The organism is Pseudomonas sp. 65/3-MNA-CIBAN-0223 (assembly GCF_040310425.1).
GTDB classification, from domain to species: Bacteria; Pseudomonadota; Gammaproteobacteria; order Pseudomonadales; family Pseudomonadaceae; genus Aquipseudomonas; species Aquipseudomonas gregormendelii.
Genome location: NZ_JBEOPV010000008.1, coordinates 285,693 through 308,493 on the forward strand (window position 1 = coordinate 285,693; position 22,801 = coordinate 308,493).

Consider the following 22,801-nt stretch of genomic DNA (forward strand, 5'->3'; position numbering starts at 1 on the left):
CTATTTCTCCTGACTGACAGCTGCGCAGATCAGGGTGATCCCGCGCGCCTGAATCTGATCGCGTGCCTCAAGCGGCAGGCGATCATCGGTAATAAGGGTATGGACGCTGCTCCAGGGCAGCTCCAAATTGGGTATCTTGCGACCTATCTTGTCGGACTCGACCATCACCACCACCTCCCGGGCGACTTCGGCCATGACGCGGCTCAGGCCCAGCAGTTCGTTGAAGGTGGTGGTACCGCGAACCAGGTCGATGCCATCGGCACCAATGAACAGTTGGTCAAAGTCGTAAGAGCGCAGTACCTGCTCGGCGACCTGGCCCTGGAAGGATTCGGAATGCGGATCCCAGGTTCCACCGGTCATCAACAGCACCGGTTCGTGTTCCAGTTCGTTTAAAGCACTGGCGACATGCAACGAGTTGGTCATCACGACCAGACCCGGTTGTTGTCCGAGTTCCGGGATCATTGCCGCAGTGGTGCTGCCACTGTCGATGATGATTCGCGCATGCTCGCGAATCCGCGAGACGGCGGCGCGGGCGACGGCCTGCTTGTATTTGGAGACCGGCAGGCCAATGTCGGCCACCAGTTCCTGAGGCATGGTGATTGCTCCACCGTAACGGCGCAGCAGGAGACCATTGCTTTCAAGCGCGGCAAGATCCTTGCGAATCGTAACTTCCGAGGTTTCGAAACGCTTGGCCAATTCGTCCACACTCACTTCGCCCTGCACGTTGAGCAAGGCGAGTATGTTGTGACGGCGTTGGGGGGTATTGCGCTTCGACATGACTTGGTAAGTTTCGATTCGAAAGATAACGAAAGCAATCAAAACCTATTACTGAAACTTCGTCAAGCGGTGGCGAGAAAAAGTTCTGTGGATAACCGCGTAGGAGCTGCCGCAGGCTGCGATCTTTTGCAGTTGATTTTTCAAGATCAAAAGATCGCAGCTTTCGGCAGCTCCTACGAGGTATTGTGGATAACTTACGGTTTCTTTATTTTTTCCGGGCGCTTCCACCCGTCGATGTTCTTCTGGCGTGCACGACCTACGGCCAACTGCGCGTTATCCACATTCTGCGTAATGGTCGAACCGGCAGCCGTCGTTGCGCCGTTAGAGATATCCACAGGCGCCACCAACGAATTGTTGGAACCAATGAACACGTCCTCGCCCAATACGGTTTTCCACTTGTTGGCGCCGTCATAGTTACAAGTGATGGTGCCAGCGCCAATGTTGGTACGCGCACCGACCTCGGCATCGCCCAGGTAGGTCAGATGACCGGCCTTCGCGCCTTCACCCAGGTGGGCGTTCTTGAGTTCGACAAAGTTACCCACATGCGCCCGCGCTTCGAGCACGCTACCTGGACGCAGGCGAGCGAACGGGCCGGCATCGCTGCCCTCACCCATGATCGCGCCGTCGATATGACTATTGGCTTTGATCACCACCCCCTTACGCAGGGTGCTGTCCTTGATCACGCAGTTCGGACCAATCACCACGTCGTCTTCGATAACGACTTTGCCTTCCAGAATCACGTTGATGTCGATCAGTACGTCGCGGCCAACCGTGACATCGCCGCGTACATCAAAACGCGCCGGGTCGCGCAGTGTTACGCCTTGAGCCATCAGGCGCAGCCCCGCGCGCAACTGATAGTGGCGCTCCAGCTCGGAGAGCTGCTTGCGATCGTTGGCGCCCTGCACTTCCATGGCGTCGTGCGCCTGCTCGGTTGCCACCACCAGGCCATCGCCGACTGCCATGGCGATCACGTCGGTGAGGTAGTACTCGCCTTGTGCGTTGTTGTTGGAGAGCCGGCTCATCCAGCCACTCAGCTGGGCAAAAGGCATGGCCAGGATGCCGGTGTTACCTTCGGTGATGGCGCGCTGGGTTTCGTCGGCGTCTTTTTGCTCGACGATGGCGGTCACCTGCCCTTGGGCATCACGCACGATGCGGCCATAACCGGTCGGGTCGTCCAGCTCCACGGTCAGCAGACCCAACTGCTGCGCGGCTACTTTCTTGAGCAGGCGCTGCAGGGTTTCAACTTCGATCAACGGCACGTCGCCGTACAGGATCAGCACGGTGTCGGATTCGATGAACGGCACCGCCTGGGCAACGGCATGTCCAGTACCCAGCTGTTTGTCCTGCAGGACAAAATTCAGGTCATCCGCCGCCAGCCGCTCACGTACAGCGTCTGCGCCGTGACCAATGACCACGTGGATGCGCTGTGGATCAAGTTGGCGCGCGGTGTGGATAACATGGCCAAGCATCGAGTTGCCGGCGATCGGGTGCAGTACCTTGGGCAACGACGAACGCATGCGCGTGCCTTGGCCTGCAGCGAGGATAACGATTTCTAGAGACATGACTGGCTACCAATCCTGGGTGGTCAGCGGCTGCGACCAGGTGATGAATATCGGAAAAGAAAAAAGGGTAGCCGAGGCTACCCTTTTTAATCAATCGCACAACAAGTGGCAGGCCTGTTAGTGGCCAAACTTCTTGCGGATCTGCTGGACGGTGCGCAGCTGAGCTGCAGCCTCGGCCAGACGTGCAGCGGCAGAACCGTAATCGAATTCAGCGCCACGTTCATGCAGGGCCTTCTCGGCAGCCTTGACGGCTTCCTGAGCGGAGGCTTCGTCCAGGTCGGCAGCACGTTGCACAGTGTCGGCAAGAACCTTGACCATGTTCGGCTGAACCTCGAGGAAACCACCAGAGATGTAATACACCTCCTCTTCCCCGCCTTGCTTGACCAGGCGGATCGGGCCCGGCTTGAGATTAGTGATCAGCGGCGCGTGACCCAGGGCGATACCAAGATCACCGAGTGCACCGTGCGCAATTACCATCTCGACCAGGCCGGAAAAGATTTCCCCTTCCGCGCTGACGATATCGCAATGGACTGTCATAGCCATCTGATTGCCTCAACCTAAATTAGCGCCCGTTGCCGGGCGCCGGGATTACAGTTTCTTGGCTTTCTCGATCGCTTCTTCGATGCCGCCGACCATGTAGAACGCTTGTTCTGGCAGGTGGTCGTAGTCACCGTTGAGGATGCCTTTGAAGCCAGCAATGGTGTCTTTCAGGGAAACGTATTTACCCGAAGCACCGGTGAAGACTTCAGCCACGAAGAACGGCTGCGACAAGAAACGCTGGATCTTACGAGCGCGGTTTACCAACTGCTTGTCGGTTTCCGACAGCTCGTCCATACCCAGGATCGCAATGATGTCCTTCAGTTCTTTGTAACGCTGCAGAACGTACTGAACGCCGCGAGCGGTGTCGTAGTGGTCCTGGCCGATCACGTTCGGATCCAGCTGGCGCGAAGTCGAGTCGAGTGGATCGACCGCTGGGTAGATACCCAGGGAAGCGATGTCACGGGACAGAACGACGGTGGCGTCCAAGTGGGCGAAAGTGGTCGCTGGCGACGGGTCAGTCAAGTCATCCGCAGGTACGTATACCGCTTGGATGGAGGTGATCGAACCGTTTTTGGTCGAAGTGATACGCTCTTGCAGAGTACCCATCTCTTCGGCCAGGGTCGGCTGGTAACCTACTGCGGAAGGCATACGGCCCAGCAGTGCGGATACTTCAGTACCGGCCAGGGTGTAACGATAGATGTTGTCGACGAACAACAGAACGTCGTTACCTTCGTCACGGAACTTCTCGGCCATGGTCAGGCCGGTCAGTGCTACGCGCAGACGGTTACCCGGCGGCTCGTTCATCTGACCGTAAACCAGTGCCACTTTGTCCAGAACGTTGGAATCCTTCATCTCGTGGTAGAAGTCGTTACCCTCACGAGTACGCTCACCCACACCGGCGAACACGGAATAACCGCTGTGCTCGATGGCGATGTTACGGATCAATTCCATCATGTTTACGGTTTTGCCTACACCGGCACCACCGAACAGACCAACTTTACCACCCTTGGCGAACGGGCAAACTAGGTCGATAACCTTGATGCCGGTTTCCAGCAGGTCGTTGCCGCCAGCTTGTTCAGCGAAGGTTGGCGCAGGACGGTGAATGCCCCAGCGCTCTTCGGTGTCGATCGGGCCAGCTTCGTCGATCGGGTTGCCCAGAACGTCCATGATCCGGCCCAGGGTCGCTTTACCAACCGGTACGGAGATGGCAGCGCCAGAGTCGGTGACTTCCAGACCGCGCTTCAAGCCCTCGGTGGAACCCATCGCAATGGTACGTACCACGCCGTCGCCCAGCTGCTGCTGAACTTCCAGGGTGGTGCCGGCTTCGCTTTTTACACTCAAAGCGTTGTAGATGCTCGGTACGCTGTCGCGTGGAAATTCCACGTCGATAACGGCGCCGATGATTTGAACGATACGTCCGCTACTCATAGCTGGATCCTCTGAATATTTGAACCGTTAAACCGCGGCAGCGCCGCCGACGATTTCCGAGATCTCTTGGGTGATCGCAGCCTGACGCGCCTTGTTGTAGACCAGCTGCAAATCGCTGATCAAATCACCGGCGTTGTCGGTAGCGTTCTTCATCGCGATCATCCGCGCAGCTTGTTCAGCCGCGTTGTTCTCGACCACCGCCTGGTAGACCTGCGACTCCACGTAACGGACCATCAAGCCATCAAGCAGCTCTTTGGCGTCCGGTTCGTACAGATAATCCCAGTGGTGCTTGAGTTCCTGTTCCGGCGTTGCCACCAGAGGAATCAATTGCTCCACGGTAGGCTGTTGCGTCATGGTGTTGATGAACTTGTTGGACACCACGGACAAGCGGTCAATACGGCCGTCCAGGTAGGCATCCAGCATCACCTTGACGCTGCCGATCAGGTCATTGATCGACGGCTCTTCACCCAGGTGGCTGATAGCTGCTACGACGTTACCGCCGAAGTTGCGGAAGAAAGCCGCACCCTTGCTACCAACAACACACAGATCGATCTCGACGCCGTTTTCGCGGTTTACCGCCATGTCCTTGACCAGAGCCTTGAACAGGTTGGTGTTCAAGCCACCACACAGACCACGGTCGCTGCTCACCACAACATAACCAACGCGCTTTACTTCACGGTCGATCATGAACGGGTGGCGATATTCCGGGTTGGCGTTGGCCAGATGGCCAATAACCTGGCGGATGCGCTCCGCGTAAGGACGGCTAGCAGCCATGCGCATTTGTGCCTTGCGCATTTTACTGACCGCCACTTTTTCCATGGCGCTGGTAATCTTTTGCGTGCTTTTGATGCTCGCAATCTTACTGCGAATCTCTTTTGCGCCTGCCATGTAACACCTATCAGGTTAGCAAGCGGGAGCCTCGCGGCTCCCGCTGCGGCTTACCAGGTTTGGGTGGCCTTGAACTTCTCGATACCGGCTTTCATGCCAGCGTCGATTTCGTCATTGAAGTCACCCTTCACGTTGATCTTCGCCATCAAATCGGCGTGATCGCGGTTGAAGAAAGCAATCAGCGCTTGTTCGAAGCTGCCGATCTTGGCGATTTCAACGTCAGTCAGGAACCCACGCTCAGCGGCATACAGCGACAGCGCCATGTCAGCGATCGACATTGGTGCGTATTGCTTCTGCTTCATCAGCTCGGTAACGCGCTGACCATGCTCAAGTTGCTTACGGGTCGCTTCGTCCAGGTCAGAAGCGAACTGGGCGAATGCCGCCAGTTCACGGTACTGAGCCAGAGCGGTACGGATACCACCGGAGAGCTTCTTGATGATCTTGGTCTGAGCGGCACCACCCACACGGGATACCGAAACACCGGCGTTCACAGCAGGACGGATCCCGGAGTTGAACATGGCCGATTCCAGGAAGATCTGACCGTCGGTGATGGAAATCACGTTGGTCGGAACGAACGCGGAAACGTCGCCAGCCTGGGTTTCGATGATCGGCAGTGCGGTCAGGGAACCGGTTTTGCCGGTCACTGCGCCGTTGGTGAACTTCTCTACGTATTCTTCCGAAACGCGGGATGCGCGCTCCAGCAGACGGGAGTGGAGATAGAACACGTCGCCTGGGTAAGCTTCACGGCCTGGTGGACGGCGCAGCAGCAGGGAAATCTGGCGGTAAGCCACTGCTTGCTTGGACAGATCGTCATAAACGATCAGCGCGTCTTCACCGCGGTCGCGGAAGAATTCACCCATGGTGCAACCGGAATACGGAGCCAGGAACTGCAGTGCTGCAGATTCCGAAGCGCTCGCGGCAACGACGATGGTGTTAGCCAGTGCGCCGTTTTCTTCCAGCTTGCGAACCACGTTGGCGATGGTCGACTGCTTCTGACCGATCGCTACGTAGACGCAGAAAATACCGCTGTTTTTCTGGTTGATGATCGCGTCGATCGCCAGAGCGGTTTTACCGATCTGACGGTCACCGATGATCAGCTCACGCTGGCCACGGCCGACAGGGATCATGGCATCGACAGCCTTGTAGCCAGTCTGTACAGGCTGGTCTACCGACTTACGCCAGATCACGCCTGGAGCAACTTTCTCGACCGCGTCGGTCTCGGTGTTGCCCAGTGGACCTTTGCCGTCAACAGGGTTACCCAGTGCGTCGACTACGCGACCCAGCAGTTCCTTACCAACCGGAACTTCGAGGATGCGGCCAGTGCACTTGGCGCTCATGCCTTCAGCCAGAGACTGGTAGGAGCCCAAAACTACGGCACCTACGGAGTCCTGCTCCAGGTTGAGAGCCATACCGAAGACGCCGCCCGGAAACTCGATCATCTCGCCGTACATTACGTCGGCCAGACCGTGAATCCGCACGATACCGTCAGATACGCTGACGACAGTGCCTTCGTTACGGGCTTGGGAGGTCACATCGAGCTTGTCGATGCGGCCCTTGATAATTTCACTTATTTCGGAAGGATTGAGTTGCTGCATTGCTCTGCTGCCCCTTCAAACTCAAGATTTCAATGCTTCGGCTAGGCTCGCGAGTTTGCCGCGAACCGAGCCATCGATAACCAGGTCGCCGGCGCGGATGACAATGCCCCCAATAAGGGATTTGTCTTCCTCGACTTGCAGGCGCACTTCCCGGTTGAGTCGTGCACTGAGAACCTTGGCGAGTTTGTCTTGCTGTTCTTGGTTCAATGCAAAAGCACTGGTCACTTCAACGTCTACCGACTTCTCTTGTTCAGCCTTGTACAGGTCGAACAGAGCGGATATCTCCGGCAAAAGCGGGAGACGGTCGTTTTCGGCAACGACGTTGATGAAGTTCTGTGCCTTGGCATCAAACTTGTCGCCGCACACGTCAATAAACGTGGCGGCCTTGTCTGCGCTCGTCAGTCGCGGGGCCTTGAGCACGCGCTGCATGGTGTCGTCTTGCGACACTGCTGCAGCCAGGCCGAGCATGGCTGACCAAGAGGCCAGTTGCTGGTGGGCCTGGGCGTGCTCGAAGGCTGCCTTAGCGTAAGGTCGGGCCAACGTGGTCAATTCTGCCATGATCGCCCTCGCTTAAATTTCAGCAGCCAGTTTGTTTACCAGCTCCGCGTGCGCGTTTTGATCGATTGTGGCACCCAGGATCTTCTCGGCGCCGCCGACAGCCAGAGCACCCAGTTGGGCACGCAGAGCGTCTTTGACACTGTTCAGTTCCTGTTCGATCTCGGCCTGAGCCTGAACCTTCACACGGTCAGCGTCGATACGGGCTTTTTCAACAGCCTCTTCAACAATCTGGTTACCGCGTTTCTTGGCTTGCTCAATGATTTCGGCTGCCTGAGCTTTCGCTTCGCGCAGTTGCTGACCCGCTTTATCTTGGGCCAGCTCCAGGTCGCGAGCTGCTCGGGCGGCAGCGTCCAGTCCATCCGCGATCTTCTTCTGACGTTCGTGCAAAGCCGCGATGACCGGAGGCCACACGAACTTCATGCAAAACAGTACAAAAATGAAGAACGCAACGGACTGGCCAATCAGGGTTGCATTAATGTTCACGCCAACACCTCGCTCGTTCGTTGCACATCACACCAATTACTCGAAGGCGAGTAATTAGCCAGCGAGTTGACCAACGAATGGGTTCGCGAAAGTGAAGAACAGAGCGATACCAACACCGATCATGGTTACGGCGTCGAGCAGACCGGCAACGATGAACATTTTAACTTGCAGCATTGGAACCATCTCTGGCTGACGCGCTGCGCCTTCCAGGAACTTGCCACCCAACAGGCCGAAACCAATTGCGGTACCCAGTGCGCCCAGGCCGATCAACAGTGCAACAGCGATAGCGGTTAGACCAACTACAGTTTCCATCTTTCCTCCCGACTTTTACGTCGTATGGTTTAGGTTTTTTAGATTTTAAAGCGGTAAAACAAATCGTTTCATAGCCCTGTTAGGGCACCCACCCGTTTGACCGGGTGGGACATCAGACCAGTCGAGACTGATCTTAATGGTTCTCTTCGTGCGCCATCGACAGGTAGACGATGGTCAGCATCATGAAGATAAACGCCTGCAGGGTGATGATCAGGATGTGGAACACAGCCCACGCCCACTGCAGAACTATGCCCAGGCCGCTAAGCCAGAGCAGACCGCTGCCGAACATCACAGCAATCAGAATGAAGACCAGCTCGCCGGCGTACATGTTGCCGAACAGACGCAGTGCCAGGGATATAGGCTTGGCGATCAGCGTCACGAACTCCAGCAGGAAGTTCACCGGAATCAGCAGGGCTTGAAGAAAAATGTTCTTGCTGCCGAAAGGGTGCAGGGTCAGTTCGCCGATGAAGCCGCCGATGCCCTTGACCTTGATGCTGTAGAAAATGATCAACGCGAACACCGACAGGGCCATGCCCAGGGTAGCGTTCGGGTCAGTGGTGGATACGGCACGGAACGGAATGTGCGCATCGCCAGTGATCAGGATGGCCAGCTGAGGAATCCAGTCAACCGGGATCAGGTCGACGGCGTTCATCAGGAAGACCCAGACGAAGATAGTCAGTGCCAGCGGTGCAATCACCGGGCTACGGCCATGGAAGCTGTCTTTCACGCTGCCATCGACGAATTCGACCAATACTTCAACGAAGTTCTGCAAAGCACCAGGCTGACCGGATGTCGCTTTCTTTGCCGCCATGCGGAAAAGAAGAACGAAAATCAGACCCAAAGCGACCGACCAGCCGAGAGTATCGACGTGGAAAGCCCAGAAGCCCATTTCTTTGGCCTCTGCTGCGGTGTGGGCAAAACCCCACCCGCCTGTTGGGTGCTGACCGAAGGTCAGGTTCTGCAAGTGGTGCTGGATATAGCCCGAAGCGGTTGTCTCTGCCATGGTTGCCTCAAACGCCCTAAGGTCTCGAAAGTCTTGTTCTCATCAGCAGGGGCGCGAACCAGCTGACCAGTTGGGTCAACACGAAGACGCCGAATACAGCTAGCGGCGCCAATGGCTTCACACCTGCAAACGTCAATGCAAAGAGCACTGCCGTCAAAATCAGTTTGCCCGCCTCACCGGCATAAAAAGACCGGACGATGGCTTGGGCTGCTCGGGCGCCGGAAAACCGAAATGCCCTGTGAGCGAAATAAACATTGGGCAGCAAGGCTATCAGGCCTCCGCAAAGTCCCGAGTACCCGGCAACGACTCCGTGCCATTGCCAAAGCGCCAAAGCGGCGATCAGCAAAACGACAAATTGAGCCATTAACACCGGAAAAACTGCCAGGCGATGGAACGGCAAGCGGTTTGGCGTGCGGCTTTCCATCACTTTTGCTCTCCAATGGTCGGCTGCCAGAATTCAATAACTTGGCATAATTTGTGCCGACAAAATGCGCGCAGAGTATAGGGGCGGTTCAGCCCCTATTCAACTGTCAGGTAGTGATTTCCGACTGCTCGCTACATGAGGAAATGTTTCAGCGAATGTGTGCAAGGACACCCTGGAGCTCATCCAGAGAGTTGTAGCCAATCACCAATTGGCCCTTGCCCTTCTTTCCGTGCCTGATCTGCACCGCAGAGCCCAGGCGCTCGGCCAGGCGCTGCTCCAGCCTGGCGATATCCGGGTCTGGTTTAGCCGGTTCAACAGGCTCCGGTTTGCCATTCAGCCACTGCCGAACCAGTGCCTCGGTTTGGCGCACAGTCAGCCCTCGTGCGACAACATGTCGCGCCCCTTCAACCTGCTGATTTTCCGGTAAACCGAGCAACGCACGAGCGTGGCCCATTTCCAGGTCCCCATGGGACAGCATGGTCTTGATTACTTCGGGCAACGCGATCAAGCGTAGCAGGTTGGCTACGGTCACGCGGGATTTACCCACCGCTTCTGCCACCTGCTGCTGGGTCAGCTGGAATTCCTGCTGCAAACGCTGCAGGGCCACCGCCTCCTCGACAGGATTCAGGTCTTCGCGCTGGATGTTCTCGATCAGCGCCATGGCAATCGCAGTCTCGTCCGGCACGTCACGCACCATTGCGGGGATCGTTTCCTGGCCCGCCTGCTGGCTCGCACGCCAACGGCGCTCGCCGGCAATGATTTCAAAACGCCCGCCACCGATTGGACGAACCACAATCGGTTGCATCACGCCCTGGGCCTTGATGGACTGCGCCAGCTCCTCCAGCGCCTGGGGATCCATGTCCCGGCGCGGCTGATACTTGCCCCGCTGGATCAGGTCCAGCGGCAGGTGCTGCAGCTCGCGCTGATCAGCCTGGACCGCCTGCTCTTCCAGCGAACTGACGGTAGGACCGCTCAGCAGTGCATCCAGTCCACGTCCGAGACCTCGTTTCTTGACGGCCATGGGGATTCCTTAAGTTGCCTGAGCAGCGGCTGTACGTGAATTTTTGCGTTGGCGACGAACCATCTCGCCCGCCAAAGCCAGGTAGGCAATGGCGCCCCGCGATGATTTGTCGTACGCCAGCGCCGGCATGCCGTAACTCGGCGCTTCCGCCAAGCGGATGTTGCGCGGAATAACGGTGTCGTAGAGCTGATCGCCAAAATGTTCCTTGAGCTGCGCCGACACATCGTTCATCAGGCTCAGTCGCGGGTCGTACATGGTCCGCAGCAGGCCTTCGACCTTCAGGTTCGGATTGAGCAGCTCGGCGATGCGCTTGATGTTATCCACAAGGTCGCTCAGGCCTTCCAGTGCGAAATATTCGCACTGCATGGGGATAATTACCCCGTCAGCGGCAACCAGGGCGTTGAGCGTGAGCATCGACAGCGAAGGTGGGCAGTCGATCAAAATGTAATCGTAGTTCTCGCGGATTGGCGCCAGCGCGCTGCGCAGACGACTCTCCTTCATCTGCATTTCCAGCAGAACCACTTCGGCAGCAGTCAGGTCACGGTTGGCCGGCAGCAGTTGGTAACCACCGTGCTCGGAGTAGTGCATGGCCTGAGCCAGGTCACACTCACCGATCAACAGGTCGTAGACCGAGTTTTCCAGGCCGTGCTTGTCCACACCGCTACCCATGGTGGCGTTGCCCTGTGGATCGAGATCGATCAACAGCACCCGACGCTTGGTGGCGACCAGGGATGCTGCGAGGTTGATGCAGGTGGTGGTTTTACCCACACCACCTTTCTGGTTCGCAATCGCGAATACCTTAGCCATTCTTGCTTTTGTTCCCAATCATGCCGTGCGGCGCAGTATCAGCAGATGGCGTTGGCCTTGGCAACCAGGTACGGCCAGGGCGTGTTCGCTATCGAGGTGGAAGTCTGCCGGCAATGCTACCAGCTCATCGGCCGGATGAACGCCCTTCATTGCCAGCCAACGTGTGTTGCTGTCGCCCAGGTGGCGAGTCCAGTTGCTGAAGTTTTCCATGCTGCTGAAAGCCCGGGAGATGATCCCGTTGAATGGCTCGGCAGGCTGGAAAGCTTCGACGCGACTGTGGATAACTTGCAGGTTGTCCAGTTTCAGCTCGAGTTTGACCTGGGTCAGGAACCGGGTTTTCTTGCCGTTGCTGTCGAGGCAGGTCACTTGCGACTGCGGAAACAGGATGGCCAACGGGATGCCGGGCATCCCGCCGCCGCTGCCGACGTCGAGCCAGCGACCGTCTTGGACGAATGACATCACGCTCAAACTGTCGAGCAGGTGGCGGGAAACCATTTCATCCGGATCACGGACGGCGGTCAGGTTGTAGGCCTTGTTCCATTTGATCAACAGGGCCAGGTAACCCAGCAGCTGTGCGTGCTGGGTTTCGGTCAGTGTGACACCGAGCTGGCGCGCACCTGTGGATAACTCTTCGGCGTGTTGCGAGGTGACCAACGAACTCAAGCGCTTTGCTCCAACTGACGGCCCGCGCCGCGTTTTTTCAAATGAATCATCAACAGCGAAATGGCTGCCGGGGTAACGCCGGGAATACGTGACGCCTGACCCAGTGTCTCAGGACGGGTCGCACCGAGTTTGCCCTGGATCTCCTTGGAGAGACCGGAGATATTCGTGTAATCGATATCCACAGGCAATTTGGTGTCTTCGCTGGCCCGCAGACGAGCAATTTCGTCCTGTTGCCGGTCGATGTAGCCGGCGTACTTGGTCTTGATCTCGACCTGCTCGGCAACCTGTGGATCTTCTGCACCCCCACCGGTCACGGCGATCAGGCCAGCGTAGTCGATTTCCGGACGGCTCAGCAGGTTGAGCAAGTTGTATTCGTGAGTCAGCGGGGTGCCGAATTTCTCGGAAATGGCATCGCCCTGCTCGGTACCCGGGCGCACCCAGGTACTTTTCAAACGTTGTTCTTCCAGCGCAATGCTTTCGCGTTTGGTGCAGAACGCCGCCCAGCGGGCGTCATCCACCAGGCCAAGCTCGCGACCTTTTTCGGTCAGGCGCAGGTCGGCGTTGTCTTCGCGCAGGATCAGGCGGTACTCCGCACGGGAGGTAAACATCCGGTACGGTTCCTGAGTACCCAGGGTAATCAGGTCGTCGACCAATACTCCGATGTACGCCTCGTCGCGGCGCGGGCACCAGGCATCTTTGCCTTGTGCACGCAGTGCAGCATTGGCTCCGGCCAGCAAACCCTGGGCGCCGGCTTCTTCGTAACCGGTGGTGCCGTTGATTTGCCCGGCAAAAAACAGGCCGGCGATTACTTTGGTTTCCAGGCTGTACTTCAGGTCGCGGGGATCGAAATAGTCGTATTCGATCGCATAACCCGGGCGAACAATGTGCGCATTTTCCATGCCTCGGATCGACTGCACGATCTGTAATTGCACGTCGAACGGCAACGAAGTGGAAATCCCGTTGGGATACAGCTCGTTGGTGGTCAAACCTTCAGGTTCGATGAATACCTGATGGCTTTCCTTGTCGGCAAAGCGATGGATCTTGTCTTCGATCGATGGGCAATAACGCGGCCCGATGCCCTCGATCATCCCGGCAGCCGAGTACATCGGCGATCGATCAAGGTTGGCGGCAATGATTTCGTGGGTGCGGGCGTTGGTATGGGTAATCCAGCAGCTCACCTGCCGCGGGTGCTGCTCCTTGGAGCCCATGAACGACATCACCGGAATCGGGGTATCGCCGGCTTGCTCGGTCATCATCGAAAAATCGACTGAGCGGCTGTCGATGCGCGGCGGCGTTCCGGTTTTCAGGCGTCCCACCCGCAGCGGCAGCTCGCGCAGACGTTGAGCCAGGGCGATTGAGGGCGGATCACCGGCACGACCACCGGAAAAATTCTGCATCCCGATGTGGATAAGTCCACCCAGGAAGGTGCCGGTGGTCAGTACCACCGAATCTGCCAGAAAGCGCAGGCCCATTTGGGTAACGACACCACGCACCTGATCCTGCTCGACGATGACGTCATCGGCCGCTTGTTGAAATATCCACAGGTTCGGCTGGTTTTCCAGGATTTCGCGGACAGCTGCCTTGTACAGAACCCGATCGGCTTGAGCGCGAGTTGCACGCACGGCCGGGCCTTTGCGGCTGTTCAACACGCGAAACTGAATTCCGCCTTTGTCAGTAGCCATGGCCATCGCGCCGCCCAGGGCGTCGATTTCCTTGACCAGGTGACTTTTGCCAATCCCGCCAATAGCGGGATTGCAGCTCATGGCACCGAGGGTTTCCACGTTATGCGTCAGCAACAGGGTTTTTGCCCCCATACGTGCTGAGGCCAGTGCTGCCTCGGTACCGGCATGACCGCCGCCGATGACGATCACTTCAAAACGGGAAGGGAAATCCACCACGCACCTCGTGCCTGCTTTCAGTTGGGTAATCAGGAATGGTTTGAGCTCAGGTTTCTGGACCTGGTCGACAAGTATAGGGACTTCGCCGTTCCTAAAGAACCCTTTGCACAAAATTTAACCAGCTGTGGAGAAGTCAGGGTTATAGAAATTAAAAAGAGAGAAATTTATTAAATCTTTGTTTTTATGTTTATTTCTACTGAGGCACCTTTCTGTGGATAGATCTCTACAGACCTTTATATTCAATATGTACAGAGATTAAAAACCCTGTGTTCATGTGCCAATGAGTCCTTGGGATAACCGCTTTAAGCCTGTGGATGAAAGTGGTTGTTATCCACAGGGGCGGTTATGTTCAGTTTTCGAGCCCTGTTATCAACTGCCCTTAGTGGCAGTTATTCACAGGGCTTAATCCGCAGTTTTTTGAAGTTTCCTGGAAATGACGGCAAAAAAACTCCCCCCAGACACCTTCCCGTCGGGCGCGAGCGATTGAAAAAAGTAAATTTGAAGGAGGAGCTTTGCGTGGTGAGCGCTATTGTGGGACGGCGCAGTGGAAGTTAATAATAGGCATTATCATTAACCAGCCTGATGCCCTTATGTCCCTACCCACCCATACGGCAGCCGTTCAGCACATCTACGAGCAGCACCATTCCTGGTTGTATGGATGGCTCAAGGGCAAGCTGCATGATGCGTGCGATGCTGCGGATGTCGCACATGACACCTTTGTGCGCATCCTGGGCTCACGTAATGCCATGCACATTCGCGAACCCCGTGACTATCTGGCAACGGTAGCCAGAGGGCTGGTGATTGACCGTTATCGTCGACGCGCTATCGAGGTGGCCTACCTGGAAACATTGGCAGCCAGGTCCGAAATTACGGTCATCAGTGAGGAGGACAAGGCGCTCATTATCGAAACCCTGATAGCTGTGGATAAAGCCCTGGCCAGCCTGGGTACGCGCACGCAGCGAATCTTTATGCTGTCGCAGATCGAGGGGCTGACTTATCAACAGATTGCAGCAGAGCTCAAGGTGTCGCTGACAACAGTGAAGAAACACATGGTCCGTGCTCTTACCGAATGTTCCTTGATCATGGCAGGGATGTGATGGCTATGGCGCCGGATCGTCAAGTGTTCGAAGCGGCTGCTGGCTGGTACGTGCAGTTCCAGGCCGAACCGCCTACGCCAGCACAGCAACAAGCCTGGCAGCGTTGGGTGGACAGCAATCCAGCGCACCTCGCCGCGTGGAACCAGATGGAGCAAATGCAAAGGCACTTGGGGGCAATGCCCAGGGATCTGGCTAGACGCGCCCTGACTCCTGGCCAAAATCGTCGGCAGATGCTCAAACTCTTGCTGATAGTCGCCGGCACCGGCTATGTCGGTTGGAACGCCCAGAAATACACGACGCTGGGTAACGTCTGGGCGGATTATTCAACCAAGGTGGGTCAACGCCGGAAAATCGAGCTGGCCGATGGTACTCAGTTGCACCTGAACACCCAGACCGCGGTGGATGTGCTGTTCGATGATCAGCAACGGTTGATTCGATTGCGCTCCGGGGAAATTCTTGTAAGCACTGGCAAGCTCGGCGACCAACGGCCCTTCATCGTCGAAACCCCCGATGGTCGGATACAGGCGTTGGGTACACGTTTTTCGGTGCAGCAATTTTCAGGCTCGACACGTGTTGGTGTACTGGAGGACCGGGTGAACGTGCAACCAACCAGTGCTTCCACTGGTTCGCGAATACTCCAAGCAGGAGAAGGCATTGATTTGCGCAGTGACCGCCTAGGCGCCATTCACCCTTATCGGTCATCGCAAGCAGCCTGGATCAACGGCCAGCTCATCGTATTGGATACCCCGCTGGGTGAGGTGCTGGGGGAACTGGCTCGATATCGGTCGGGAGTTATCCACTGTGATGAGGGGGCTGCGAAGTTGCGGGTATCCGGGACTTTTCGACTGGACGCTACCGACGCTGTGCTGGCCAATCTGCAAGCCTCCTTGCCTATTAGTGTGCGCTATTTCACTCGTTACTGGGTGTCGGTCGGTCACGCTGGCTGAGCCTGGAGAAAAATAGGTAGCGACAGGGTTATCTTTTTTTATCCTGACACGGCCCTACAGGTAATCGCGACTCACGCGGCTCTTCGCCACCTTCAGGGCTCATCCACTCATGCGTCTTCCTAAGTTCCGCAAGCGTTTTTCCCACCACTGCCTCGCCTACGGTTTATTGATAGCCACTGCTGCAGGTTGCCTGCTGACACACAACGCAATGGCAGCCAGTTCTTCGCAACGCTTTACCATTGACGCGGGACCACTGGATGGAGCGCTGAGTCAGTTCGCGGCGGCGGCCGATGTGATCCTGTCGTTCTCGCCGCAGCAGACCGTTCGGTTGCGAACCGGGGGGGTGGCAGGTAACTACTCGATCGATGAGGGTTTTCAGTTATTACTCGAAGGCTCTGGGTTGCAGGCGGTGCCGAGTGCTCCCGGCAGCTACATACTCCAGCCAGTACCAGAGAATGGACCCCTGGTCCTGGGCGCCACCAATATCAATGCCTCGCAACCTGGTCAAATGAGCCTCGACTACTCGGCAGACGTTGGCTACAACGCAAAAAATAGTCGAGTCGGGACCAAGACCAGCACACCGCTGTCTGAAACCCCGCGCTCGGTGTCGGTGGTCACCAGTCAGCGGATCAGGGATCAAAAATCCCAGACCCTTACCGATGTACTGGGTTACGTACCCGGCATTTTTGCGCCGCCCTTTGCGGCGGGCGATAGCCTCGCCGGCGACCTGTTTTTCATCCGTGGTTTTAACGCTACCGACTATGGATATGGTCTGTTGCGAGATGGCTTGCGGGTGCAAGGCAATCGGTACGACACCAGCACCGAACCGTACGGGCTGGAGCGAGTAGAGATTTTTCGCGGTCCTTCCTCATTGCTCTATGGCGAAAACGCCCCTGGTGGCCTGGTCAACATCGTGAGCAAACGCCCAACTGCCGCCCCCCAGGGCGAGGTGCAACTGAGCTACGGTTCCAACCATCGTCGCCAATTGGGTGTCGACGTGGCCGGTGCGCTCAATGACAGCGGCAACATTCTCGGCCGGATGGTGATGCTGGGACGCAATGCCGACACCCAAACTGATCACGTGCCGGATGATCGGATCTACATCGCCCCCTCCTTGACCCTCAACTTCGATGACTACAACACCTTGACCCTGCTGGCCAACTACCAGAAGGATCACACCAACATGGAGCTCGGTCTGCCTGCCGCAGGTACCTTACTCAACAATCCCAATGGCAAGTTATCCAAGCACACCATGCTCGGCGACCCGGACTGGAACACCTTCGAAAGGGAAACGTGGAGCACCGGATATGAATTTACCCACAGCTTCAATGACGACTGGCAGTTCCGGCAGAACTCGCGCTACATGCAGTCCAGGATCACCCGTCACGAAACCTGGCCCGGCAATCTGAATAATGCAGGCTTTGGTACCCGCCTGAACGTGACTGCCTATGACCGCTTCAACAAGTCGATGGTGTATTCGCTGGATAATCAGCTGGAAGGCAAGTTCGAGGTGGGCGGCCTGGAAAACACCGTGCTGTTTGGCGGCAGCTTTGATCGCACTTCCTTCAATCAGGACTGGAATGCAGGCTTCGTCGGGCCAATCGACATATATAACCCGGTTTACCTGCGCGATCCGTTGACCCCCATCGCGGTGCAGAACACCTTGCTGGAACAGCAAATGCAAGGTGCCTATGCGCAGATCCAGAGCAAGTACGATCACTGGCTTTTCGTGTTGGGAGGTCGTCAGGACTGGGTGGACAGCGATTTCCGCGACAAAGTAGCTTCGGCCAGCAATATCAGTTCTGAGGACAGGAAGTTCACCTACCAGGGCGGCGTGATGTACCAGTTCGACAACGGCCTGACGCCGTACGTCAGCTATTCCACTGCGTTTGTGCCCGTGCAGCAGATTTCCAACTCGGGTGCGCCGTTGGCCCCGATCACCAGCAGCCAGTATGAAGTGGGTCTGAAATACGAACCCATCGGCTGGGACACGGCATTCACCGCCTCGGTGTATGACTTGCGCAAGAAAGATGATACGTACTTTGACGCAACTACTTCCACCTATCGCCAAGTGGGTGAAAGCCGTGCCAAAGGCGTGGAGCTGGAACTCAACAGCAACCTGACGCCAAATCTGAACGTGACGGCCGCCTACACCTACACCGATGCACGCATCACCAAGGACTCCGCCACCTCGCTGGTCAAGGATCACCAGATGACGGGGGTTCCGCGGAATCAGGCGTCGGTTTGGGCCAAGTATCGCTTCCTCGAAGGCAGCCTCAAGGGACTGTATGCAGGTGGCGGTGTGCGGTACTTCGACAGCGCGTTCGCCTACACGGCGCCGTCCCTGTACGGAAAGCTGGATGCGGGTGATGTCACCCTGGTGGATGCGGCCGTGGGCTATCAGATCGACCCCAACTGGACGGTCGACGTGAATGCAAAGAACGTCTTCGACAAGGAGTATGTGGCTGGGTGTAATGATGCGGGGCGGTGCTATTGGGGCGAAAGCCGAACCTTACTGGGCTCGGTTTCCTATAACTGGTAAGTAACAGTCAGAAAAAGGGCTGTGGATAACGTATCCCCAGCCCTTTTTTTCACTTGCCGATACAAAAACTCGAAAATATCCGCCCCAGTAAATCATCGGAGCTGAACGCACCGGTGATTTCTCCCAGGGAATGCTGCGCCTGTCGCAGATCCTCGGCCAGCAACTCCCCGGCACCTGCCAGTGTCAGTTGCGCTCGGCCGTGCTCGAGGGATGCGCTGGCATGGCGCAACGCCTCAAGGTGGCGTCGACGGGCACTGAAGCTACTTTCAGAGGTTTGCTCGTAGCCCATGCACGCCTTGAGATGATCTCGCAGCAGTTCCAGGCCGGTGCCGGCGGACTTGGCACTCAGGTTGATAGTGACATGGCCATCCTCGCTGACTTCCAGTGCAATGGCTTCGCCTGTCAGGTCAGCCTTGTTGCGGATCAATGTGACCTTGGCCGGGTCCGGGCGCACTTCGAGGAATTCGGGCCATAAGGCAAACGGATCAAGCGCTTCCGGTGCGGTGGCATCGACTACCAGCAGTACCCGATCCGCCTCGCCGATAGCTTTCAACGCCCTTTCCACCCCAATCTTTTCCACATGATCATCGGTATCCCGCAGACCGGCCGTATCGACTACATGCAGCGGCATGCCATCGATGTGGATATGTTCGCGAAGAATGTCCCGGGTAGTACCGGCAATCTCGGTGACGATCGCAGCCTCGCGACCCGCCAGGGCATTTAGCAGGCTGGATTTACCAGCATTCGGTCGACCGGCGATGACTACGGTCATACCGTCGCGCAGCAAGGCACCCTGCCCGGCTTCACGTAGTACTGTGGATAACTCGTCTCGCACTTTGTCGAGCATGCTCAGGACATGGCCATCGGCGAGGAAGTCGATTTCCTCCTCCGGGAAGTCGATGGCCGCTTCAACGTAGATCCGCAGGCCAATCAACTGCTCGGTAAGGTTATGCACCCGCTGGGAAAAAGCTCCCTGCAGGGAACGCAGCGCATTTCGCGCGGCCTGTGCGGAACTGGCTTCGATCAGGTCAGCAATAGCTTCGGCCTGGGCCAGATCGAGTTTGTCGTTGAGGAATGCCCGTTCGCTGAACTCGCCCGGGCGAGCCAGACGACACCCCAGTTCCAGGCAGCGCTTGAGCAACATGTCCAGGACGACCGGGCCGCCGTGGCCCTGAAGTTCCAGTACATCCTCGCCGGTGAACGAATTCGGGCCCGGGAAATACAGGGCCAGCCCCTGGTCCAGCACCTCTTCGTTGCCGTCGAGGAAAGGTCCGTAGTGGGCATATCGGGGTTTCAGTTCGCGGCCGCTGAAGGCTTTGGCAGCAACACTGGCCAGTGGCCCCGAAATGCGCACGATGCCCACGCCACCGCGACCTTGTGCAGTTGCGACAGCGGCGATGGTTTCACGAGGAACGCTCATAAACCGATATCCAGACAAAAATGACAGATAGCAAAACGCCCCACTAGGGGGCGTTCTGAGTGGTTATCCACAGTGTAAATCAGGCAGCTGCTTTAGTAGCCGCTTCGACTTTACGCGTGATGTACCACTGTTGGGCGATGGACAGGCAGTTGTTGACTACCCAATACAGCACCAGACCAGCCGGGAACCACAGGAAGAAGAAGGTGAAGATGATTGGCATCAGCTTCATCACCTTGGCCTGCATCGGATCCGGTGGAGTCGGGTTCAACTGCTGCTGGATGAACATGGTTGCGCCCATGATGATCGGCAGAATGAAGAACGGATCCTTGATGGACAGGTCAGTAATCCACAGCATGAACGGCGCCTGGCGCATTTCCACGCTTTCCAGCAGAACCCAGTACAGGGAAAGGAAAACCGGCATCTGCACGAGGATTGGCAAGCAACCACCCAGCGGATTGATCTTCTCTTTCTTGTACAGCTCCATCATGGCTTGCGACATTTTCTGCCGGTCGTCGCCATGTTGCTCTTTCAGCGCGGCCAGTTTCGGTGCCACTGCACGCATACGTGCCATGGATTTGTAGCTGGCAGCCGACAGTGGGAAGAAGATCCCCTTGATCAGCATGGTCAGGAAGATAATCGACCAACCCCAGTTACCGACCAACGCGTGGATGTGTTGCAACAGCCAGAAAATCGGCTGGGCAATGAACCACAGAATGCCGTAGTCGACGGTCAGTTCCAGGCCTGGGGACAACTCTTTCAGCACAGCCTGGCTTTTCGGACCCGCGTAGAGAACCGCACTGGTTTCAGCTTTGGCACCTGGCGCAACAGTAATTGCCGGACCGGTGAAGCCGATGATGTAGTTGCCTTTGCTGTCTTTACGGGTCTGGACGACGTTGTTTTCGCCCTTCGCCGGAATCCATGCTGTTACGAAGTAATGCTGCAACCAGGCAACCCAACCACCGCTGACGGTTTCCTTCAGCTGGGCCTTGTCCATGTCTTTCATGGACACTTTCTTGTACGGCTCGTTACTTGTCCACAGGGCAGCGCCCAGATAAGTGGCAGTACCGGTGGCCGTAGTCGAGGATGGGTCGCCGCTGGCGTCACGCTTGAGTTGGGCGAACATCGCGCCAGACCAAGGTTGAGCGCTCTCGTTGTCGATCAGGTACGAAACGGTTACGTCATACAGGCCACGTTTCACGGTGAAACGCTTGATGTAATTGACGCCGTCCTTGCTGAACTTCAGGTCCACGACCATTTGGTCCTGGCCATCAGCCAGCTGGTAAACCTTCTTCTCCGAGGAGTAAATCGGGCGACCGGCCGGGCTCGCGTCCGGACCATTGGTGCCGATCAAACCGCTTTGAGCCAGATAAGTGCGCTCATTGCCGTTGTCGAACAACTGGAACGGAATTTCCGGATGGTCCTGGCGACGTGGATACAGCGGCAGTGTCAGTTGGGCAACGTCACCACCCTGTGGATCGACTGCCAGGTCGAGCACATCCGTTTTGATGCGGATGAGGTCTTTGCTTGCCACTACCGGAGTTTCAGCAGGAGCAGTTGCACTGGTATCGCTTGGGGCGCGCGGAATGTCGTCACTGACAGAAGCATTATTGCCAGTCGCCGTATCCGGTAGGCCCGGTGCGGTGGTACTGGAAGCAACATTCTGAGTCGGCAGGGCAGTTTGACCGTAGTCCTGGTTCCATTTAAGGACCATAACGTAGGCCACGATTGCCAGGGCGACGATCAGGATCGTGCGTTTGATATCCATGATTACTCGGCCATCGAAGAAGAACGGGAGGTAGGGATAGATGGAACCGGGTCATAACCACCGGGATTCCACGGATGACAGCGACCTAAACGACGAAAGGTCAGCCAGCCACCGCGCAGAAGGCCATGATTTTCTATGGCTTCATACGCGTAGCAGGAACAACTGGGGTAGAAGCGACAGTGACTGGCCATCAGAGGACTAATGGCATAGCGATAAAACTGGATCGGAACGAGTGCCAGTTTACGCATCGGGACTGTCTACCCCTACAGTTTCGGTTTTGACTGCTGGTACCGGCGTGCTGCGTGCCAGACGCTTCCAGAGTTTGCCGAAATGCTGAATCAATTCGGGGTTTTCTACGTCACCCAAACCTTTGCGCGCGACGATAACAATGTCCCAACCGACCAGTGATTCCTGGTGCAGACGGAACGATTCGCGCATCAGACGTTTGAGGCGATTGCGCTCGACGGAGAGCTTTACGCTCTTTTTCCCGATAACCAGCCCGAGACGGGGGTGATCAAGATCGTTATTGCGCGCAAGGAGCAGGAGATTTTTCCCCGGAACCTTGCCGGTAGGGGAGTCAAAGACTGCCTTGAAATGCCGGGGGGTAAGCAAACGCTTCTCCCGACTGAAGTCCTGACTCACCTCCAGTGCCGGATTATCAAACTGCCAGACGCGCACGACCTTTGGCGCGACGACGCGACAGGACGGCGCGACCGTTTTTGGTAGCCATGCGAGCACGGAAACCGTGGGTACGAGCGCGTTTGATAGTGCTTGGTTGGAAAGTACGTTTCATTGTCGTGTTACCTGGTTCGTCCACAACGGGCCGGAATGGCCCCCGTTTTAAGAGACCGGGGATTCTAGAGAAAGCAAGCCTCTAGGTCAATTTCCAACCAGCGTTTCCTTATAAATAGATCTGCAGGCGATTCCTGGTGCCTGACCAACCTGTAGATATAGAAATAAAGAAGGAAAGTATTTAAAGCTTTTTTGTAAAGCTTATAAAAGCTAGGCAGGCACTTTGCTGTGGATAACTACCTTGGGGCCAGGTAATACGCGGTGTACAGAGAATGACAA

23 protein-coding genes are annotated in these 22,801 nt (G+C 56.7%); 3 read left to right on the forward strand and 20 right to left on the reverse strand.

The features are described from left to right. The 15 genes from AAEZ09_RS12450 to mnmG all read right to left on the reverse strand — a co-directional run bounded on the left by AAEZ09_RS12450 (position 1) and on the right by mnmG (position 13,956). A complete protein-coding gene (locus AAEZ09_RS12450) occupies positions 1-777 on the reverse strand; it encodes a DeoR/GlpR family DNA-binding transcription regulator (protein WP_122840923.1) in 777 nt (258 codons plus the stop codon). Positions 778-971: 194 nt separating this feature from the next. Next, positions 972-2,339 carry a bifunctional UDP-N-acetylglucosamine diphosphorylase/glucosamine-1-phosphate N-acetyltransferase GlmU gene (gene glmU / locus AAEZ09_RS12455; RefSeq protein WP_205891783.1) on the reverse strand — a complete coding sequence of 456 codons (1,368 nt, stop codon included), beginning with the start codon at positions 2,337-2,339 and terminating at the stop codon, positions 972-974. Between the two features lie 117 nt (positions 2,340-2,456). Next, complete coding sequence (locus AAEZ09_RS12460) at positions 2,457-2,882, reverse strand: F0F1 ATP synthase subunit epsilon (RefSeq protein ID WP_007969909.1); 426 nt, start codon at positions 2,880-2,882, stop codon at positions 2,457-2,459. Positions 2,883-2,927: 45 nt separating this feature from the next. Next, positions 2,928-4,307, reverse strand: coding sequence for a F0F1 ATP synthase subunit beta (atpD, locus tag AAEZ09_RS12465; protein WP_045061246.1), 1,380 nt, complete (start codon positions 4,305-4,307; stop codon positions 2,928-2,930). A 27-nt stretch (positions 4,308-4,334) separates the two neighbouring features. After that, positions 4,335-5,195 carry a F0F1 ATP synthase subunit gamma gene (atpG, locus tag AAEZ09_RS12470; RefSeq protein WP_045061245.1) on the reverse strand — a complete coding sequence of 287 codons (861 nt, stop codon included), beginning with the start codon at positions 5,193-5,195 and terminating at the stop codon, positions 4,335-4,337. Positions 5,196-5,245: 50 nt separating this feature from the next. Then, complete coding sequence (gene atpA / locus AAEZ09_RS12475) at positions 5,246-6,790, reverse strand: F0F1 ATP synthase subunit alpha (RefSeq protein WP_028620322.1); 1,545 nt, start codon at positions 6,788-6,790, stop codon at positions 5,246-5,248. A 21-nt stretch (positions 6,791-6,811) separates the two neighbouring features. After that, positions 6,812-7,348, reverse strand: coding sequence for a F0F1 ATP synthase subunit delta (locus AAEZ09_RS12480; protein ID WP_008027533.1), 537 nt, complete (start codon positions 7,346-7,348; stop codon positions 6,812-6,814). A 12-nt stretch (positions 7,349-7,360) separates the two neighbouring features. Beyond that, complete coding sequence (locus AAEZ09_RS12485) at positions 7,361-7,831, reverse strand: F0F1 ATP synthase subunit B (RefSeq protein WP_008027535.1); 471 nt, start codon at positions 7,829-7,831, stop codon at positions 7,361-7,363. A gap of 54 nt (positions 7,832-7,885) precedes the next feature. After that, positions 7,886-8,143, reverse strand: coding sequence for a F0F1 ATP synthase subunit C (gene atpE, locus AAEZ09_RS12490; RefSeq protein WP_002555987.1), 258 nt, complete (start codon positions 8,141-8,143; stop codon positions 7,886-7,888). Between the two features lie 133 nt (positions 8,144-8,276). Then, entirely contained in the window at positions 8,277-9,146 is an 870-nt protein-coding gene (gene atpB, locus AAEZ09_RS12495; protein WP_045061244.1) for a F0F1 ATP synthase subunit A, read from the reverse strand. A 16-nt stretch (positions 9,147-9,162) separates the two neighbouring features. Continuing rightward, positions 9,163-9,570 carry a F0F1 ATP synthase subunit I gene (locus tag AAEZ09_RS12500; RefSeq protein ID WP_010465473.1) on the reverse strand — a complete coding sequence of 136 codons (408 nt, stop codon included), beginning with the start codon at positions 9,568-9,570 and terminating at the stop codon, positions 9,163-9,165. A gap of 148 nt (positions 9,571-9,718) precedes the next feature. Then, positions 9,719-10,591 (reverse strand): ParB/RepB/Spo0J family partition protein, encoded by an 873-nt coding sequence (locus AAEZ09_RS12505; RefSeq protein WP_045061243.1) that lies wholly within the window; start codon positions 10,589-10,591, stop codon positions 9,719-9,721. Positions 10,592-10,600: 9 nt separating this feature from the next. Next, entirely contained in the window at positions 10,601-11,398 is a 798-nt protein-coding gene (locus AAEZ09_RS12510; protein ID WP_007934331.1) for a ParA family protein, read from the reverse strand. 18 nt (positions 11,399-11,416) lie between these two features. Next, complete coding sequence (gene rsmG, locus AAEZ09_RS12515; RefSeq protein WP_205891785.1) at positions 11,417-12,061, reverse strand: 16S rRNA (guanine(527)-N(7))-methyltransferase RsmG; 645 nt, start codon at positions 12,059-12,061, stop codon at positions 11,417-11,419. Next, complete coding sequence (gene mnmG, locus AAEZ09_RS12520) at positions 12,058-13,956, reverse strand: tRNA uridine-5-carboxymethylaminomethyl(34) synthesis enzyme MnmG (protein WP_045061241.1); 1,899 nt, start codon at positions 13,954-13,956, stop codon at positions 12,058-12,060. The genes rsmG and mnmG overlap by 4 nt, the downstream gene beginning before the upstream one ends. Positions 13,957-14,549: 593 nt before the next feature. Between mnmG and AAEZ09_RS12525 the strand changes: the two genes are divergently transcribed. From AAEZ09_RS12525 to AAEZ09_RS12535, 3 genes are all read left to right on the forward strand, one after another. After that, on the forward strand, positions 14,550-15,056 hold the full coding sequence (locus AAEZ09_RS12525; RefSeq protein ID WP_350599633.1) for a sigma-70 family RNA polymerase sigma factor: 507 nt from the start codon (positions 14,550-14,552) through the stop codon (positions 15,054-15,056). Next, complete coding sequence (locus AAEZ09_RS12530; RefSeq protein WP_350599623.1) at positions 15,056-16,003, forward strand: FecR domain-containing protein; 948 nt, start codon at positions 15,056-15,058, stop codon at positions 16,001-16,003. Before AAEZ09_RS12525 ends, AAEZ09_RS12530 begins: the two co-directional genes overlap by 1 nt. Positions 16,004-16,112: 109 nt before the next feature. Continuing rightward, a complete protein-coding gene (locus AAEZ09_RS12535; protein WP_350599625.1) occupies positions 16,113-18,545 on the forward strand; it encodes a TonB-dependent siderophore receptor in 2,433 nt (810 codons plus the stop codon). A gap of 49 nt (positions 18,546-18,594) precedes the next feature. Here the strand turns inward: AAEZ09_RS12535 and mnmE are convergent, their stop codons facing one another. The 5 genes from mnmE to rpmH all read right to left on the reverse strand — a co-directional run bounded on the left by mnmE (position 18,595) and on the right by rpmH (position 22,523). Continuing rightward, a complete protein-coding gene (gene mnmE / locus AAEZ09_RS12540; protein ID WP_350599626.1) occupies positions 18,595-19,965 on the reverse strand; it encodes a tRNA uridine-5-carboxymethylaminomethyl(34) synthesis GTPase MnmE in 1,371 nt (456 codons plus the stop codon). 79 nt (positions 19,966-20,044) lie between these two features. Further along, positions 20,045-21,730, reverse strand: a complete 1,686-nt coding sequence (yidC, locus tag AAEZ09_RS12545; protein WP_350599627.1) for a membrane protein insertase YidC — start codon at positions 21,728-21,730, stop codon at positions 20,045-20,047. Positions 21,731-21,732: 2 nt separating this feature from the next. Then, positions 21,733-21,978 (reverse strand): membrane protein insertion efficiency factor YidD, encoded by a 246-nt coding sequence (yidD, locus tag AAEZ09_RS12550; RefSeq protein ID WP_052966011.1) that lies wholly within the window; start codon positions 21,976-21,978, stop codon positions 21,733-21,735. Continuing rightward, complete coding sequence (rnpA, locus tag AAEZ09_RS12555) at positions 21,971-22,372, reverse strand: ribonuclease P protein component (RefSeq protein ID WP_045061255.1); 402 nt, start codon at positions 22,370-22,372, stop codon at positions 21,971-21,973. The genes yidD and rnpA overlap by 8 nt, the downstream gene beginning before the upstream one ends. Before the next feature lie 16 nt (positions 22,373-22,388). Continuing rightward, a complete protein-coding gene (rpmH, locus tag AAEZ09_RS12560) occupies positions 22,389-22,523 on the reverse strand; it encodes a 50S ribosomal protein L34 (protein WP_003213577.1) in 135 nt (44 codons plus the stop codon). Positions 22,524-22,801 lie beyond the last annotated feature (278 nt).